The organism is Paracoccus alkanivorans, assembly GCF_003697785.1.
Classification (GTDB): domain Bacteria; phylum Pseudomonadota; class Alphaproteobacteria; order Rhodobacterales; family Rhodobacteraceae; genus Paracoccus; species Paracoccus alkanivorans.
The window spans coordinates 1-15,730 of sequence record NZ_QOKZ01000005.1 but is presented as its reverse complement, the minus strand read 5'-3'; the positions used below and the strand labels follow the sequence as shown (position 1 = coordinate 15,730).

Genomic DNA, 15,730 nt, shown 5'->3' with positions numbered 1-15,730 from the left:
CCCCGCGTTGCGTTCAGGCGATGCGGGGGGCGTTTCTGTTTCGAGGGAAAGTGGCTCCCGGGCGGGCGGCCCCGCTCAGATGGCGGGGTTGCCAGTTTCGCGCTCCAAGGCCCGCCGCTCCGCCCGGTCCAGCGCCGCCAGTACCTCTTCGACCGAAGCGCCGGCCTGCCGCCTGCGCATCCATAGCCGCCGGCAGGAGATCGGAGACCAGGGGAGGGCCGCTTCGGTCAGCCATCGCCTGAGCGGCGGCGGCAGGGCATCGAAACCGGCCATCGGATCGCCCGATCTGCGGCGTATCCGCTGCGCGGTCGCACCAAGATTGCCGCTTTTGGAACTGTCAGGCCGGTTCAGCACGAGCCGGCCTCGCTGACAGGGTCGATCACCAGCAGCAATCGGGTTGGCCCGCCCCGGGCGGGAGGAGAGCGGTGCAATATACCCGAGATCTCGTTTCCGGGCCAAAGCCGCCCGCGAAACATGCCGACATCGCCAGGGTGCATTTGCTGAATATTGACGGGTTCGCCATCCGGGCGGGCCGGGCCGAATTGCGTTCCCGCACCGCGCAGCGTGCATAACAGCCGGGCCGGGACCGCATCCAGATGCCATTTCGGGCAGGGCTGGCCGTCGCTGACGTCCAGTCGCAGATCGATCATCAGCGATTCGGTGATATTGGCGGCATGGCGAGCCAGTTCGGCGATATCGGCGATCAACAGATCACGTTGCAGGCCGGGCGGAGTGCCTGCCTCCACGCAGGCCCGCATTATCGCGTCAGGCACCTGCGGCGGGGTTGCGCGGCAACGCAGGCGGGGCAACCGCACGGCGTCCAGCCCGTCCAGCCATTCCTGAAACTCGCAGGAAGGTTGCCGTTGCCAGATCGCCACCGCGACGCCGCTCATGGCCACCGAGCCCAATATGCGCGGATCGGATGAGGTATTCATGGCGGTTGCCGGACGGTTGACCAACATCGTCATGCTGCCTCTTCGGCCCGGCGCCATGCGGGGAAAGGGTCGGGCATGGCCCGCCATCGCGCCGGGTCGTCGCCGGCCTCTTCGCCGATCAGGCAGGCCTCGAGGCGCAGGCGAATACGGTCCTCGTCCATGCCGGAGCCGATGAAGACCAGTTCCTGCCGCCGGTCCCCCCATGGCTCGGCCCAGTGCCGGGCCAGATAGTCCCGCGCCTGCTCATGTCCAGGCCAACGGTCGTGTGGAACCGAGGCCCACCATGTCCCGAGCGGGCGGATACTGGACATCGCCCCGGCAAGCGAGAATTCGGCCACCCAATCGGGGCGCGTGGCGATCCAGAAATGCCCCTTGGCGCGGATCACCCCGGGCAGGGGGCTGTTGAGCACCTCGTATATCTTGCGTGGCTCGAAGGGGCGGCGGGCACGGTAAACAAAGGAGGTGACGCCGTATTCCTCGGTCTCGGGCGTGTGCTCGGCGAAACCATAAAGCTCCTTCATCCACATCGGGTGTTCATGCGCACGGTCGAAATCGAACAGCCCGGTATTCAGGATATCGCCGGGCGCGATGCGGGCATGATCGGTCTCGATGATGCGGGCATCGGCATTCAGGCTGCGGATGATCTTGCGCGCGGCATCGACGCGCTCGGGCCCGGCATCGGTGATCTTGTTCAGGACTACCACATCGGCGAATTCGATCTGCTCGGTCAGCAGGGTGACAAGGCTGCGATCATCGCCGGGACCGGCCACCTCTCCCCGGTCGGCGAGGAAATCGTGGCTGGAGTAATCGGCCAGCAGGTTCGCCGCGTCCACGACCGTGACCATTGTGTCAAGCCGCGCCACATCTGACAGGCTCTGCCCGTCCTGATCGGCGAATTCGAAAGTGGTGGCGACCGGCAGGGGTTCGGAAATCCCCGAGGATTCGATCAGCAGATAGTCGAAGCGCCCAGCCTCGGCCAGCTTGCGCACCTCGGTCAGCAGGTCCTCGCGCAGCGTGCAGCAGATGCAGCCATTGGTCATCTCGACCAGTGTTTCCTCGGTGCGGGCAAGGCCGGTTCCGCCCAGGTTGGAATGGACGAGATCGGCATCGATATTCACTTCGGACATGTCGTTGACGATCACCGCGACGCGCAGCCCCTCGCGGTTGTTCAGCACATTGTTCAGAAGCGTGGTCTTGCCCGCACCCAGAAAGCCGGAAAGCACGGTCACGGGAAGGCGGTTGGCTTGGGTCATGGCGTCATCCTGCATTTGCTGTGGGTCGGAGTCGTTGCGGTAAATACTGTTATAATATTACATAACACAATGCAACCGGCTTGCGGTGTTGCTGCGACTTCGGTCGGGCCATTGACGCGGGATGCAGCTTGGGCCATGCCGCTGCACATGCTGCGTATCGATGACATATACTTCGCCATTCAGGGCCGCCCGCTGTTCGAGCACACCTCGGCCACCATTCCCGAGGGCCACAAGGTTGGCCTTGTCGGACCCAACGGGGCGGGCAAGACCACATTGTTCCGGCTGATCCGGGGCGAGCTTGCGCTGGACGGCGGCGAGATCACCCTGCCGTCGCGCGCCCGTATCGGCGGCGTGGCGCAGGAGGCGCCGGGCACCTCGGTTTCCGTGCTGGACACGGTGCTGGCCGAGGACAAGGAACGCGCGGCGCTGATGGCCGAGAGCCAGAGTGCCACCGATGCGCACCGGATCGCCGAGATCCAGACGCGGCTGGCCGATATCGACGCATGGTCGGCCGAGGCGCGGGCCGCCTCGATCCTTGACGGGCTGGGATTCTCGACGGCGGACCAGGCCCGCCCGACCAGCGATTTCTCGGGCGGCTGGCGGATGCGCGTGGCGCTGGCCGGGGTTCTGTTCTCGCAGCCCGACCTGCTGCTGCTGGACGAGCCGACCAACTATCTCGACCTCGAAGGCGCATTGTGGCTGGAGACCTATCTGGCCCGCTATCCGCATACGGTCATCATCATCAGCCATGACCGGGGGCTGCTGAACCGGGCGGTGGGCCATATCCTGCATCTCGAACACCGCAAGCTGACGCTCTATACCGGCGGCTACGACGATTTCGCCCGGCTGCGCGCTGAAAAGCGGGCGCTGCAAGCCGCCGAGGCCAAGAAACAGGCGGACCGGCGGGCGCATCTGCAAAGCTTCGTGGACCGGTTCCGCGCCAAGGCCTCCAAGGCGCGGCAGGCGCAGGCGCGCATCAAGATGCTGGCCAAGATGGAGCCGATCACCGCGCCGGAAGAGGCCAGGTTCCATCGCTTCGGCTTTCCACAGCCCGAAGAGTTGTCGCCGCCGATCATTGCCATGGAGAATGTCGCGGTGGGCTATGGCGACCGGGCGGTGCTGCGGCGGCTGAACCTGCGCATCGATCAGGACGACCGGATTGCGTTGCTGGGCCGGAACGGGCAGGGGAAATCGACGCTCTCCAAGCTGTTGGCGAATCGGCTGTCGGAAATGGAGGGCAAAGTCACCACCGCGGGCAAGCTGCGCGTCGGTTACTTTGCCCAGCATCAGGTCGACGAGCTGTCGCTGAACGAAACCCCGCTGGATCACGTCCGCCGCCTGCGTCCCGACGAGGCGCCGGCAAGGCTGCGCGCCCGGCTGGCCGGTTTCGGGCTGATGGAGGCGCAGGCCGAAACCAGGGTCGCGCGGCTTTCAGGCGGTCAGAAGGCGCGGCTGTCGCTGTTGATCGCGACCATCGACGCGCCGCATCTGCTGGTGCTGGACGAGCCGACCAACCACCTTGACATCGAAAGCCGCGAGGCGCTGTCCGAGGCGCTGAACGACTATACCGGCGCCGTGGTTCTGGTCAGCCATGACATGCATCTTCTGGGGCTGGTGGCCGAGCGGTTATGGCTGGTCAATGACGGCGCTGTGACGGGCTACGAGGGCGATCTGGACGATTACCGGCGTTTTCTGCTGAACGGCGACCAGCCGCAAAAGCCGAAACCGGCCGAGACCCCGAAACCCGCGCCGAAACGTCCGTCCCGCGACGAGTTGCAGAATCTGCGCGCAGAGGTGCGCCGGGCCGAGGAACGGGTGCAGAAACTGACCGAGATGCTGGAGAAGCTGGACAAGAAACTGGCTGACCCGGACGTGTACGAGAACCCGGTGGAGTCCCGGAAATGGGGACGCAAGCATGCCGAGGCGGTCGGAGCGATGGCGCGGGCCGAGGCTATCTGGATGGAGGCGCTGGAAAATCTTGAACTGGCCGAAAAGGGCTGAGCAACTGTTGCCGAAATGCGCATCGCGCAAAACTGTGATATGAAGGGGCGCATCAACGGCTTGTGCGCCGCGCCGATTCGCCGCTAGGAGGGCCCAGTGCCGCTTTTACCCGAACCCCGGATTCGCCCATGAAACGACTTCTTGCCATTGCTCTTCTTGCCATGCCGCTGGCTACTGCCGCCGCTGCGCAGGATTTCTCGGTCGATCTGGGGCTGGGCGTGACGGGCAAGCCGGTCTATCCGGGCGCAGAGGATGCCGAGGCGACGCCATGGCTGATCTGGCGCAACGCCCGTTTCGGCGCCGCGGGAGAGGGCGACAAGCAGGGCTTTTCCGTATCGCCCTCCTTCAATATTGTCGGAGAGCGCAAGGCGGAGGATGACGCCGCGCTGACGGGCATGAAGGATATCGACCGCGCCTATGAACTCGGCGCCAAGGTCAGCTATGGCGCCGGGCCGGTGACCGCTTATGGCTCGGTGCGCAAGGGCTTCGACGGGCATGAGGGCGTGACAGGCGAGATCGGGGCGAAATACCGCACCGATCTGAGCGACCGTGTCACCCTGTGGTCGGGGCTGGAACTGGGTTATGGCGATTCCGACTATACCGACACCTATTTCGGCGTCTCGCCCGAAGAGGCGATCGCCAGCAAATACCGCGAATATGACCCGAGCGGGGGATTCACTTCCGCGGCAGTCAAGTTCCAGGCTCGTTACGCTATCAATGACAAGACCGCGATCCTGGGCGAGGTCGAATACGGCAAGCTGATCGGTGATGCCGGGGATTCGCCCGTTGTTCAGGAAGAGTGGCAGCCATCCTTGCGGTTGGGTGTCGTCCGCCGCTTTTCCTTCGGCTTCTGATTTTCCGATTAATGCCGTAAATCAGGGTTCTCTTGGCTCTTGTTACCGGCAAGATTATTTCAAGCATGAAATAATTTCTTGACTTTGGCCCTTTTGTTGAGGCGTTCTGGCGTGGAACAGAACGCGCCGCGATCAACGCGGCTTTTTCAACAGGAAGACAGCCATGACCCATCCACGGAAAATCATCGTTCCGGCCCCTGCACATTCCGGTCTCGCCGCTTTTGCGGAAGAGTGGCTGTGGGACGGGTCCCGGCCGATAGCCCCGAATGCCGTATGAATCGGGCAGGCAAGGCGTGGCCCCGGCTGCGCCCCGCTGCCGAGGCCCCCGCTCATGACCAATCTGTTTCTCCTTCAGCTTCTCAACGGGATGCAGTTCGGCATCCTCTTGTTCCTGATTGCCGCCGGCCTGACGCTGGTTTTCGGAATCATGGATTTCGTCAATCTCGCCCATGGCGTGGTCTATATGGTCGGGGCCTATCTGGTAGTGACTTTCACTTCGCTGACCGGCAGCTATGGGCTTGGGCTGCTGCTTACGCTGCCCGCCACGCTGCTTGTCGGGCTGGTGCTGGAACTGTCGGTCTTCCGGCGCCTCTATGAGCGGCCGCATCTGGACCAGGTGCTGGCGACTTTCGGGCTGGTGATGATCATCACCGAAGGGGTGCAGGTCATCTGGGGCGCGGCGCCCTTGTCGGTGCCGATGCCGGAATTGCTGTCGGGTTCCGTCCCGCTGATCGGCGCCATGCGCTATCCCGTCTTTCGGCTGGTAATCATCGCCGCCGGATTGCTGACGGCGCTCGGGCTTTACCTGGTCATCGGCCATACCCGGATCGGGATGCGGCTGCGGGCCGGGGCCAGCAACCGGGCCATGGTCGCGGCGCTCGGCGTCGATATCGGCAAGCTGTTCACCGTCATCTTTGCCTTCGGCGCGATGTTGGCCGGATTCGCCGGCGCCATGGTCGCGCCGGTCCTGACCGTCGATCCGGGGATGGGAGAGCAGGTGCTGATCCTCGCCTTCGTCGTGATCGTGATCGGCGGCATCGGCTCGGTCCGGGGCGCTTTCGCGGGCGCCCTGCTGGTCGGGCTGGTCGATACGCTCGGGCGCAGCTTTGGCCCGATCCTGCTGCGCGCGGTCATGGAGCCGGCCGCGGCGGGGCAGGCGGGCAGGGTGCTGGCCCCGATGCTGGTCTATATCCTGATGGCGGTGATCCTCGCGGTCCGGCCCTCCGGCCTGTTCGGAGCGAAAACATGACCCGGCTGACGCTTACGCGGGCATGGGCCGCAACGATCCTGTTTGCCGCCTTTGCCATCTTGCCGATGATCGCGCAGGCCCTGGGCGACAGCTATCTGATCGTGATCGCAACCCGGATCCTCGCCTATGCCATCGCCGCATTGGCGCTGGACCTGATCCTTGGCTATGGCGGCATGGTCAGCTTCGGCCATGCCGCCTATCTGGGGATCGGCGCCTATGCGGTGGCGATCCTCGGCCGTGCGGGCATCACCGACCTGGGCGCGCATATGCTGGCGGCCATCGCGGTGGCGGCGGTCTTCGCGCTGATCACCGGGGCGATCTCGCTGCGGACGCGGGGGATCTATTTCATCATGATCACGCTCGCCTTCGCGCAGATGGGATATTTCTTCTTCGTCTCGCTCTCGGCCTATGGCGGCGATGACGGGGTGACGCTGAACGCCCGTTCGACCGTCTTCGGCCAGCCGCTGCTGGAGAACAACACGGCGCTTTACTATACTGCGCTGGCGCTGCTGATCGGGCTTTACCTGCTGGCCGTGGCGATCACCCGCTCGCGTTTCGGCCGGGTGCTGACGGGCGCGCGCGAAAATCCGCTGCGGATGCAGGCTATCGGCTTTTCGCCCTTCCGCTACCAATTGACGGCCTATGTGATCTCGGGCTGCATGGCCTCCATCGCCGGGGTGATGCTGGCCAACCAGGCCAGCTATGTCTCGCCCAGCTACATGGACTGGCACCGCTCGGGGGAGTTGGTGGTGATGGTGGTCTTTGGCGGTATCGGCAACCTGCTGGGGGCGGTGGCGGGGGCGACCATCGCGCTGCTGCTGGAGGAATGGCTGGCGCTGCTGACCAAGCATTGGCCGATCCTGTTCGGCCTGATCCTGGTGCTGGTCGTGCTTTATTCCCGCGACGGTCTGAGCGGGTTTTTCCGGAGGAACAGGTCATGAGCCTTCTGGATGTCCGGGGATTGCGCAAGGCCTACGGGGCGCTGAACGTCACCGACGACCTGAACCTGAGCGTCGAGAAGGGAGAACTGCATGCCATCATCGGCCCCAATGGCGCGGGCAAATCCACGCTGATCGCGCAGCTTTCCGGGCAGGCGGGATCGGATGCCGGTTCGGTGCGCTTCGATGGCGCCGAGATGATGGGCCAGCCGATGCATGCGCGGGTGCGGGCAGGCATGTCGCGCAGTTTCCAGATCACCTCGATCTTGCCGGGCTTCACGGTGCTGGAAAATGTCGCGGCGGCGGTGCAGGCGCGGCGGGGCAGCAGTTTTCGCTTCTTTGCCCCGGTGGCCGGTGAGCGGGCGCTGAACGACACCGCGATGGAGGCGCTGGCCCGCGTTGGTATCGCCGAGCGCGCGGCGATGCGCGCAGGCAGTCTCAGCCATGGCGAAAAGCGGCAATTGGAACTGGCCATCGCGCTGGCCACCGCGCCGAAACTCCTGCTGCTGGACGAGCCCCTTGCCGGCACCAGCGGGCAGGAGGCCGAGCGCCTGGTCGAGGTCATGCGCAGCCTCAAGGGCGAGGTCACGCTGGTGCTGATCGAGCATGACATGGACGCGGTCTTTTCGCTGGCGGACCGGATCAGCGTGCTGGTCTATGGCCGGATCATCGCCACCGGCAGGCCCGACGAGGTTCGGACCGATCCCAAGGTGCGCGCCGCCTATCTGGGCGAAGAGACGGCAGAGGAGGGCGCGTGATGCTGCAGGTCGAGGCGCTCCAGGCCGCTTATGGCGAAAGCCAGGTGCTGCACGATATCGGCTTCGAGGTCGGCGAGGGCGAGGTGGTCACGCTTCTGGGCCGCAACGGCATGGGCAAGACGACGACGGTGAACACGGTCTTCGGGCTGCTGAAGGCGCGGGCGGGCAGGGTGATCGTCGATGGCGCAGACCTGACCAATGCCGCCCCGCATCGCATTGCCCGCGCGGGTCTCGGGCTGGTTCCCGAGGGGCGGCAGGTCTTTCCGACGCTGAGCGTGCGCGAGAACCTTGTGGCCATGGCCCGGCCCGGCCAGTGGGTGCTGGAGCGGGTGCTGTCGCTGTTCCCGCGCCTGGCCGAGCGGATGGGGCATATGGGCAACCAGCTTTCGGGCGGCGAACAGCAGATGCTGGCGATCGGCCGTGCGCTGATGACCAATCCGCGGCTGCTGGTGCTGGACGAGGCGACGGAGGGCCTCGCCCCGCTGATCCGCGACGAGATCTGGAACTGTCTTGCGCAGTTGAAGGCGGCGGGCGAATCGATCCTGATCATCGACAAGAACGTGGACGCGCTGACCCGGATCGCGGATCGCCACGTGGTGATCGAGAAAGGACGCACGGTCTGGACCGGAAGCAGCGACGAATTGCGCGCCGCGCCGGAGGTGAAGGAGCGGTTCCTGCATGTCTGAACGGGGGGAGGCTTCAGCGTCCCGCGATGGCCGGGGGCTGCCTGCCCCCGGACCCCCCGGAGGTGTTTAGACAAAGAAGAAGCTGCTATCCCTTGAATTTGCGGGATTTTCGGTTCAGTTTCCGGGCCCTTCGCGCGCGAGCCGCAATGCCTCGTCCAGCACCGCCCTGTCGCCGATATGGTTCATCAGGATCAGCACCAGCCGCGCGTTCATCGCATGGCTCTCGGCCTCGCTCAGCCCGTCATGGGCGGCGATGAGGCGTGCATAGGCTTCGTCGGGATCGGGCAGGTTCGGATCGGTGTTCAGCATCTCTTACTCCCTGGCGATGGCGCGGGCCAGCGCGGCGCCGATGGCGGATTCGTCGAAACTCTTCCAGCGGGCGGCGATATGCCGGTCGGGGCGGATCAGGTAGACCGCAGACGCGGCCTCGCCGAGATAACGTTCCCGCAGGGCCTCGTTATCCCGGGCCGTCAGCGCAAGCCGCGCAAATGTCAATCCATGGGCGGACAGGGTTTCGGGCGCGTCCGCATCGATGGTCATGAGGGTAAAGCCCGGGCCGAGTTGCCGCAGCAGCCAGCCCGTCTCGACAGGAGCATCCGGGCAGGGGCTGCCGGGGCGGCTGCGTGGCGGCATGGCAGGGTGGTCAGGCCCGTTCAGTGCGGAACCGTCATGGATGCAGGGGGTCGAGAGCCGGCCCGAGTTCACCATGCCCCGGGCGAAGGGCAGGTGTTCGGCCAGATCCAGCACCGCGTTGCGGAACAGCCTGGAGACGGATGATTTCGGAGTGATGAAATCGGTCGATCGCGTCGAGTGCAGGATATTCTCATCAGCGGCCTGGATCCGTTCGGCCTCGTAGCTGTCCAGCAGGGTTTCGGGCGCGATGCCCTCCAGCACCAGTTTCAGTTTCCAGCACAGGTTGTCCGCGTCCTGGATACCGGAATTGGCGCCGCGCGCGCCGAATGGGCTGAGCTGATGCGCCGAATCTCCGGCGAAGATCACCCGGTCATGGCGGAATTTCTCCATCCGGCGGCATTGGAACGTATAGATCGAGCACCAGTCCAGCTCGTAATCGACATCCGGCCCCAGCATGGCATCGACGCGGGCGCGGATATTGGCGGGCTCAAGTTCCTTGTCGCGGTCGATATTCCAGCCCAGTTGAAAATCGATGCGCCATATGTCGTCGGGCTGCCTGTGCAGCAGGGCGCTGTCGCCGGATTTGAAATGCGGCTCGAACCAGAACCAGCGTTCGGTCGGGAAATCGCCTTTCATCCTTACGTCGGCGATGAGGAAATTGTCCTCGAATACCCTTCCCTCGAAACCGAGACCAAGCATGTGGCGGACAGGGCTGCGCGCGCCGTCGCAGGCGATCAGCCAATCCGCCTCGACATGATAGGGGCCGTCGGGGGTGGAGATCTCTACCGAAACATGATCCCCGGCCGGGGTAACGGCCTCCACCCGGTTCCGGCCCCGTATCCGGATCGGGGCGCCATCGGCCTGGGCGGCGCGGATGGCGTCATGCAGGAATTTCTCGAACCAGGGCTGTTGCAGGTTGATGAAGGCGGGAAAGGCATGGCCGCTTTCGGGCAGCAGGTTGAATTCATAGAGCAGCCGGTCGTCATGGAAGACCTTGCCGAGATTCCACTCGACCCCCTTGGCGACCATCGCCTTGGCGGCGCCGAGCCGATCGCAGATCTCCAGCGTGCGCTTGGCAAAGCACAGGGCGCGGCTGCCGATGCCGGGGCCTTCGGACTCGTCCAGCAACAGGACCGGAATGCCCTGTCGGCCAAGATCCAATGCTACGGCAAGCCCGACCGGACCTGCCCCCGCCACGACCACGGGATGGCGCGCGGGCGGCATGCGGTCCTGATCGGGGGATCTGGCATAAGGGTAAAGCCGGAATGCCTGTTGGTCGCGATCTGTCATGTCACCCTCCCCTGATCTGCAATTTTAGTTGCAATCGCAACCAAATCAACCCCGAAAGATTTGCCCCGGTCAGGCAGGAGGACGATACCGGCCCCGTGACAGCATTCGGCGCCTGTGCCATTGTCGCGACCCGTGAAAGGGGCAGGTGCATTCGGATGCGACAAAAGTCAGACATGAATACGAGGCCGGTTTCGGAAGGGTTCGATCTGGAGCAGTTTCTGCCCTACCTGCTCAATCAGGCGGCCGAGATCACCTCCAGAAATTTTCATGCCACTTACAGGGAAGATTACGGTATCACGCGCCCGCAATGGCGGGTGCTGGCCAATCTGGGGAAGTTCGGCAGGATGACGGCGCGGGATATCTGCCGGATTTCCCATATCGAAAAGACAAAGGTCAGCCGTGCCGTTGCCGCGCTCGAGGCCGGAGGGTATCTCAGCAGAGAGGTCAATCCGCGGGATCGCCGCGCCGGGATACTGTCTCTGACAGACAAGGGCGCCGAGACCTACAGCAAGCTGGGCCGCCGCGCGATCACCTATGACCAGACGCTTCGCAGCCGGTTGGGCCCCGATTTGGCCGGGCAGCTCGATGCGACGCTGAAAGCACTGATCGCACAGGGCACCGGAGCCGCGGAGGAGGACTGATCCCCGGACCGGAATGCAGCGGCACCATTGTAGCGGCCGTTGCGCCAGGGCTGATTTCGGCATTGCACAACCCGGTCATGCGAGCTATTCAGCCGGCAAGGCACCCGTAGCTCAGCTGGATAGAGCGCTGCCCTCCGAAGGCAGAGGCCAGAGGTTCGAATCCTCTCGGGTGCGCCAATCATATCAATCACTTGCCTTTCATTTCTCTGAGCTTGCGAGCCTTTCGGCACAGGTTCTGGCACAAGTTGCGCCCTATCTGGTGTCCATTGCGGCCCGCGCTGATTCTTGGTGATCCGGCGAATGATGCCCGTAGACTTCCTCGATGACCTTCACGCTGACCCCGAAATAGCCGGCGACATCCCATGTCCTCGCGCCACGCTGTAGCGCCCATGTGATCGCCGTATGCCGAAGGGTGTGGGGCGTCACGTCATCCAGACCGGCATCCTCGCATATCGCTTTCCACGCTGTCTTGATGTCTCCGCATCGTCCGCCCTGGTATTCCACGGCCCACACAGCCCCCATGCGCCGCCAGCGCTTCAAATGGGCAAGTAGGCGGAGACGGCAGGCGCGCAGCCGGTTGCAGCTTCTTCGTGCGCCTCTGGCCCTCTCCGCGACGATATAGCAGGCCCCGATCTTCTTGCGGCCGTCCGTGAGGTTGTCGGCCCATCCGTTCCTATCGGCGTAACACTTGATTCGCATTGTCACATCACCGATCTGATGCTGGCGAATGCCGATGTCATGATTGCTTGCAAGGAATACCCATATGTTGATCTGATTCTTCGGCTGTACGAAGTTTCCACGCTGATCCAGAAAATGCTGGAAGCGGAGATCAGACCGGTCATGCGCTTCGTACCCTGTCCGATCATGGGTCTGTGGATTACGACCCATGCGACAGCTCGTGCTGGATATGCGGGCGCTGAAGCAGGAACCGGGTGTCCTGTCAGTGTCGCTGGCGCACGCGTTCCCGTGGGGCGACGTCGCCGGCGCGACTGCAAGTGCATGGTGCATTTCTGACGGCGATCCCGCACTTGCCGAGACTATGGCCCGCCGGATCGTCAGACGTTTCTAGGATATACGGGAAGGTGCATGCATTACACACTTTTCGTTGGCTGAAGCCGTTGTTCGCGGGGCAACAGGCACAACAACTGATTGTCATCGCGGATTTGGCCGACAACCCCGGCGGCGGTGAACCGGGGACAGTATCTTCACACTGACTGCGCTGCGCGAAACGGGAGTTATCGGGGCCACGATGTCACAAACACCCGCGTGCTGATCAGCGGCATGCGCCGGGCCTGACGTAGACACTGGCCAGGTTGCTCCGGCGACATAGCGCCATCAAGCCGGAAATCGCGCACATGAAAACCGATGGTCGCCTGGCGCGTTGCCCGCTCAAGGGGCTGATCGGCGATGCCATCGTCGCTGTCCTGTGCGGATGCGGTTACAACATCCGCAAGATCCTCGCTCATATAGGGCTCTCTGGGCTGGAATCTGCGCCACAATGCTGTGCGTTATAACACTTGTCGATCCAATGAAGGCCAACCACCGACCTTATGACCCAATAGCAAATACCTGTTCAGCGTGAACTACATAGCCGTCTTCAGGTGCCGCAAAAGCTCTTCGGATCTCAGCTACCTTTGCCCCCCCGACCCTTGCGACAGAAGCTCGCCGTGGGTTTCAGGGGCGACCGATTCCTCGCCATTTTGGGATTTCTGTGATGTCTACTTCGCAGATCGACAGCGCCCGCAATCCGAATTATCTATAAAATCATGACGACGGCCAGATCAGACACCATCGCAGCACAGATCAGTAGAACGCTCGCCAATCGCATAATCGCGGGCGAGATCGAGGCTGGCGCGAAGTTGCGGCAGGATCACATCGCCGAGGAGTTCGGCGCGAGCCATGTCCCCGTGCGCGAGGCTTTCCGACGTTTGGAGTCGCAGGGGTTAGTGGTCAGTGAACCGCGTCGGGGTGTGCGCGTCGCCGGCTTCAGTCTCGACGAGGTGCGCGAGGTCGCGGAGATGCGCGCTGCGCTCGAAGCTCTCGCGCTGCGCCATGCCGCTCCGCATCTGACCAGGGCCATTCTTGATCAGGCAGAGGAAGCGAATCGGACGGGAGATCGCGCGGGTGACGTTCAGGCGTGGGAAGAAGCCAATCGCACCTTCCACCGCATCATCCTGACCCCTTGCGGGATGCCGCGCTTGCTTAAGGCGATCGACGATCTGCATACCGCCAGTGCCCGGTTCCTGTTCTCGGGCTGGCGGACCGAATGGGAGACCCCGACCGATCGGGATCACCGTGCAATCCTCGATGCGTTGAGGGCTGGGCAGGCCGAGACGGCGGCATCGGTGCTCGCGCGGCACGTCCAGACAATCGGTCAAAAAAGCCCCCAATAGAAGAGCATTGGTTTGCCTCACCTCCGACCCAAAGTGGTCGTCGCGCATCTGGCTATTGCCATGATTGTATTTTTGTGGATTTCTTTGGCGATAGAATAACGAAATTATCTATAATTCTGCGCTAAAGGAGAGACAGCATGGACGATGTCGCCGCAAGACCGATTGAAACCCGATTCGCAATGTTGGCGCGAATGACGTTGACCATCATCGCCAGAACGGCGCTGATGACGCTTGCCGCCAAGATCCAGATTCCGTTCTGGCCGGTTCCGATGACGCTGCACACCCTGGCTGTCATGGGCTTCGCCGTGGCGTTCGGGCCACGCATGGCCGTCTCGATCTTCCTTGCCTATCTGGCGACCGGTGCCATGGGCCTCCCGGTCTTCTCCGGCTCCCCGGAGCGCGGCATCGGCCTTGTCTACCTGGCCGGGCCAACGGGGGGCTATCTCTTGGGCTATCTCATCGCCTCATGGTTGGTCGGCGTGCTCGCGACCGGCAAAGGCACGCCCGGACGTGTCGGCGCGATGCTGGCGGGAATGGTGCCGATCTATGCAATCGGCACGGCATGGCTCGCCGTCTATGTTCCTGTCGGTCAACTTCTTGCCGTCGGCGTCCTGCCCTTCCTCCTGGGCGATCTGGTCAAGATCGGCGTCGTGGCGGCGGGTAGCTCAGTTCTTCCGGCTTTCTTCGCCCGGCTTCGGGGCGAAGTCGAATGACGGTGGCCGATGGGGAAATCCGGCACGACTGGACAGTCGACGAGATCGTCACTCTGTATGAGCTGCCGTTGCTTGAGCTGGTTGGGCGGGCCAATGCCGTCCATCGCCAGCGTCACGATCCGAACAAGGTCCAGAAGGCGAGCCTACTGTCCATCAAGACGGGCGGATGCCCGGAGAACTGCGCCTATTGTCCGCAGTCGGCCCATCACCGCGAGGTCGATCTGACCCGTGATCGGTTGATGGACCCCACAAAGGTTATTGCCATGGCAGCGACCGCGAAGGCGGCGGGGGCGGAACGCTTCTGCATGGGTGCGGCATGGCGTCAGGTCCGCGACGGTCGGGAATTCGACGCGGTGATCGAGATGGTCAAGGGCGTTCGCGCCCTTGACATGGAAGCCTGTGTCACGCTCGGCATGCTGAAACCGCATCAGGCCGAACGCCTCGCAGCCGCCGGCCTCACGGCCTACAACCACAATCTCGACACCAGTCCGGAGTTTTACGGGCAGATCATCACCACCCGCACCTATGAGGATCGGCTGGATACGCTGGCCACGGTGCGCGCATTCGGCATCGACCTGTGCTGCGGCGGCATCATCGGTATGGGCGAGACTGTCCGGGACCGGGCCTCCATGCTGCACGTTCTGGCGGGGATGACCCCCCATCCCGAAAGCGTGCCCATCAATGCGCTTGTCCCGGTCGCAGGCACGCCACTGGCGGATCGGCCACGCATCGATCCGCTGGAGTTGGTGCGAATGGTGGCAACCGCGCGTCTCGTGATGCCGGGTTCGACCGTGCGCCTTTCGGCAGGACGCTCCGCTCTCAACCGCGAGGCACAAATCCTTTGTCTCGTGGGTGGCGCAAATTCGGTCTTCTACGGCGATACGCTGCTGACCACGCCCAATGCCGGCCTCGGCGAGGATGCCGAATTGTTCGCTGCAATAGGTGAACCGGAACGCATCAGCGTGCCCGCATGCCTACCAAGCCGCCGCGTGTCACAGGGTAAATAAGGAATGACAATTTCTGAAACTCCGAACGTGAGTTGGCCCCTGCTTCACCGGACATCCAAGCGATTTCGGTTGATGAGCTCCTTCACCTGCTCCTCGTCGATCCCGGGCCTGTTCCGGCCACCGTGTTCGACCACACCCGATGCTCCCTCGAGCAGGGAGCGTGAGAACGGCGGTGCGAAATTAGTCCACGGAAGCGGCGGCTTGGTGCTGCTGCGGGCGGTGTAAAAGTCGTCCACCTTTTCCCTTTCTGTGGTTGCAGGGAGGGCGGGAGGATCTACAGCGTGGAACTATATCTGAAGGTGCGTCAGGCCTGCGCGGCGGGCATGAGCCAGCGTCAGGCGGCGAAGGAATTCAACATCTCCCGCGATACGGTTGCGAA

The 15,730-nt window shown here is 63.5% G+C and carries 17 protein-coding genes, 1 tRNA gene and 2 pseudogenes; 15 read left to right on the top strand and 5 right to left on the bottom strand.

The features are described 5' to 3' along the window. Positions 1-75: 75 nt before the first annotated feature. From C9E81_RS13455 to C9E81_RS13445, 3 genes are read right to left on the bottom strand one after another with little or no spacing between them, the layout of a single operon-like run. Positions 76-354, bottom strand: a complete 279-nt coding sequence (locus tag C9E81_RS13455) for a DUF6525 family protein (RefSeq protein WP_243698653.1) — start codon at positions 352-354, stop codon at positions 76-78. After that, on the bottom strand, positions 348-968 hold the full coding sequence (locus C9E81_RS13450; RefSeq protein WP_122112886.1) for a DUF1826 domain-containing protein: 621 nt from the start codon (positions 966-968) through the stop codon (positions 348-350). The genes C9E81_RS13455 and C9E81_RS13450 overlap by 7 nt, the downstream gene beginning before the upstream one ends. Then, entirely contained in the window at positions 965-2,188 is a 1,224-nt protein-coding gene (locus C9E81_RS13445) for a GTP-binding protein (RefSeq protein ID WP_122112885.1), read from the bottom strand. Before C9E81_RS13445 ends, C9E81_RS13450 begins: the two co-directional genes overlap by 4 nt. A gap of 147 nt (positions 2,189-2,335) precedes the next feature. On the opposite strand from C9E81_RS13445, the gene C9E81_RS13440 reads away from it, so the two are divergent. From C9E81_RS13440 to C9E81_RS13415, 6 genes are all read left to right on the top strand, one after another. Then, positions 2,336-4,189 (top strand): ABC-F family ATP-binding cassette domain-containing protein, encoded by a 1,854-nt coding sequence (locus tag C9E81_RS13440; RefSeq protein WP_122113153.1) that lies wholly within the window; start codon positions 2,336-2,338, stop codon positions 4,187-4,189. 128 nt (positions 4,190-4,317) lie between these two features. Continuing rightward, on the top strand, positions 4,318-5,043 hold the full coding sequence (locus C9E81_RS13435) for a MipA/OmpV family protein (RefSeq protein ID WP_122112884.1): 726 nt from the start codon (positions 4,318-4,320) through the stop codon (positions 5,041-5,043). Between the two features lie 331 nt (positions 5,044-5,374). Then, positions 5,375-6,292 carry a branched-chain amino acid ABC transporter permease gene (locus tag C9E81_RS13430; protein ID WP_122112883.1) on the top strand — a complete coding sequence of 306 codons (918 nt, stop codon included), beginning with the start codon at positions 5,375-5,377 and terminating at the stop codon, positions 6,290-6,292. After that, a complete protein-coding gene (locus C9E81_RS13425) occupies positions 6,289-7,233 on the top strand; it encodes a branched-chain amino acid ABC transporter permease (protein WP_122112882.1) in 945 nt (314 codons plus the stop codon). The genes C9E81_RS13430 and C9E81_RS13425 overlap by 4 nt, the downstream gene beginning before the upstream one ends. Then, complete coding sequence (locus C9E81_RS13420) at positions 7,230-7,988, top strand: ABC transporter ATP-binding protein (protein WP_122112881.1); 759 nt, start codon at positions 7,230-7,232, stop codon at positions 7,986-7,988. The genes C9E81_RS13425 and C9E81_RS13420 overlap by 4 nt, the downstream gene beginning before the upstream one ends. After that, positions 7,988-8,674 (top strand): ABC transporter ATP-binding protein, encoded by a 687-nt coding sequence (locus C9E81_RS13415; RefSeq protein ID WP_106691666.1) that lies wholly within the window; start codon positions 7,988-7,990, stop codon positions 8,672-8,674. Before C9E81_RS13420 ends, C9E81_RS13415 begins: the two co-directional genes overlap by 1 nt. 114 nt (positions 8,675-8,788) lie before the next feature. On the opposite strand, the gene C9E81_RS13410 is transcribed toward C9E81_RS13415, so the two are convergent. Then, positions 8,789-8,983, bottom strand: coding sequence for a DUF2783 domain-containing protein (locus tag C9E81_RS13410; protein WP_122112880.1), 195 nt, complete (start codon positions 8,981-8,983; stop codon positions 8,789-8,791). A gap of 3 nt (positions 8,984-8,986) precedes the next feature. Next, positions 8,987-10,597: an FAD-dependent oxidoreductase gene (locus tag C9E81_RS13405; RefSeq protein WP_122112879.1), complete on the bottom strand. Its 1,611-nt coding sequence runs from the start codon at positions 10,595-10,597 to the stop codon at positions 8,987-8,989. Between the two features lie 173 nt (positions 10,598-10,770). On the opposite strand from C9E81_RS13405, the gene C9E81_RS13400 reads away from it, so the two are divergent. The 9 genes and pseudogenes from C9E81_RS13400 to C9E81_RS13350 all read left to right on the top strand — a co-directional run. Then, entirely contained in the window at positions 10,771-11,238 is a 468-nt protein-coding gene (locus tag C9E81_RS13400) for a MarR family winged helix-turn-helix transcriptional regulator (RefSeq protein WP_122112878.1), read from the top strand. A gap of 100 nt (positions 11,239-11,338) precedes the next feature. After that, positions 11,339-11,415 (top strand) — tRNA-Arg (locus C9E81_RS13395). A 441-nt stretch (positions 11,416-11,856) separates the two neighbouring features. Continuing rightward, positions 11,857-12,051: pseudogene (locus C9E81_RS23685) on the top strand (M81 family metallopeptidase); the annotation flags it as partial. Positions 12,052-12,124: 73 nt separating this feature from the next. Next, the gene (locus C9E81_RS23680) at positions 12,125-12,307 is read left to right on the top strand and encodes a M81 family metallopeptidase (protein WP_122112875.1); all 183 of its coding nucleotides are present in this window, start codon (positions 12,125-12,127) and stop codon (positions 12,305-12,307) included. Between the two features lie 167 nt (positions 12,308-12,474). Next, a pseudogene (locus tag C9E81_RS13375) lies at positions 12,475-12,707 on the top strand (IS5/IS1182 family transposase); the annotation flags it as partial. A gap of 297 nt (positions 12,708-13,004) precedes the next feature. Next, positions 13,005-13,631 (top strand): GntR family transcriptional regulator, encoded by a 627-nt coding sequence (locus C9E81_RS13370; RefSeq protein ID WP_122112874.1) that lies wholly within the window; start codon positions 13,005-13,007, stop codon positions 13,629-13,631. A gap of 137 nt (positions 13,632-13,768) precedes the next feature. Continuing rightward, positions 13,769-14,344 carry a biotin transporter BioY gene (locus C9E81_RS13365; protein WP_122112873.1) on the top strand — a complete coding sequence of 192 codons (576 nt, stop codon included), beginning with the start codon at positions 13,769-13,771 and terminating at the stop codon, positions 14,342-14,344. Continuing rightward, the gene (bioB, locus tag C9E81_RS13360) at positions 14,341-15,351 is read left to right on the top strand and encodes a biotin synthase BioB (RefSeq protein WP_122112872.1); all 1,011 of its coding nucleotides are present in this window, start codon (positions 14,341-14,343) and stop codon (positions 15,349-15,351) included. Before C9E81_RS13365 ends, bioB begins: the two co-directional genes overlap by 4 nt. Before the next feature lie 281 nt (positions 15,352-15,632). Continuing rightward, positions 15,633-15,730 (top strand): helix-turn-helix domain-containing protein (locus tag C9E81_RS13350; RefSeq protein WP_147457598.1); only part of this gene is annotated, 98 nt, incomplete at its 3' end.

Bases quoted from the DNA above. Each gene is read 5' to 3' on its own strand.
- C9E81_RS13450 (WP_122112886.1), bottom strand. From the start codon at position 968: ATGACGATGTTGGTCAACCGTCCGGCAACCGCCATGAATACCTCATCC.
- C9E81_RS13445 (WP_122112885.1), bottom strand. From the start codon at position 2,188: ATGACCCAAGCCAACCGCCTTCCCGTGACCGTGCTTTCCGGCTTTCTG.
- C9E81_RS13440 (WP_122113153.1), top strand. From the start codon at position 2,336: ATGCTGCGTATCGATGACATATACTTCGCCATTCAGGGCCGCCCGCTG.
- C9E81_RS13435 (WP_122112884.1), top strand. From the start codon at position 4,318: ATGAAACGACTTCTTGCCATTGCTCTTCTTGCCATGCCGCTGGCTACT.
- C9E81_RS13430 (WP_122112883.1), top strand. From the start codon at position 5,375: ATGACCAATCTGTTTCTCCTTCAGCTTCTCAACGGGATGCAGTTCGGC.
- C9E81_RS13425 (WP_122112882.1), top strand. From the start codon at position 6,289: ATGACCCGGCTGACGCTTACGCGGGCATGGGCCGCAACGATCCTGTTT.
- C9E81_RS13420 (WP_122112881.1), top strand. From the start codon at position 7,230: ATGAGCCTTCTGGATGTCCGGGGATTGCGCAAGGCCTACGGGGCGCTG.
- C9E81_RS13415 (WP_106691666.1), top strand. From the start codon at position 7,988: ATGCTGCAGGTCGAGGCGCTCCAGGCCGCTTATGGCGAAAGCCAGGTG.
- C9E81_RS13410 (WP_122112880.1), bottom strand. From the start codon at position 8,983: ATGCTGAACACCGATCCGAACCTGCCCGATCCCGACGAAGCCTATGCA.
- C9E81_RS13405 (WP_122112879.1), bottom strand. From the start codon at position 10,597: ATGACAGATCGCGACCAACAGGCATTCCGGCTTTACCCTTATGCCAGA.
- C9E81_RS13400 (WP_122112878.1), top strand. From the start codon at position 10,771: ATGAATACGAGGCCGGTTTCGGAAGGGTTCGATCTGGAGCAGTTTCTG.
- C9E81_RS23680 (WP_122112875.1), top strand. From the start codon at position 12,125: ATGCGACAGCTCGTGCTGGATATGCGGGCGCTGAAGCAGGAACCGGGT.
- C9E81_RS13370 (WP_122112874.1), top strand. From the start codon at position 13,005: ATGACGACGGCCAGATCAGACACCATCGCAGCACAGATCAGTAGAACG.
- C9E81_RS13365 (WP_122112873.1), top strand. From the start codon at position 13,769: ATGGACGATGTCGCCGCAAGACCGATTGAAACCCGATTCGCAATGTTG.
- bioB (WP_122112872.1), top strand. From the start codon at position 14,341: ATGACGGTGGCCGATGGGGAAATCCGGCACGACTGGACAGTCGACGAG.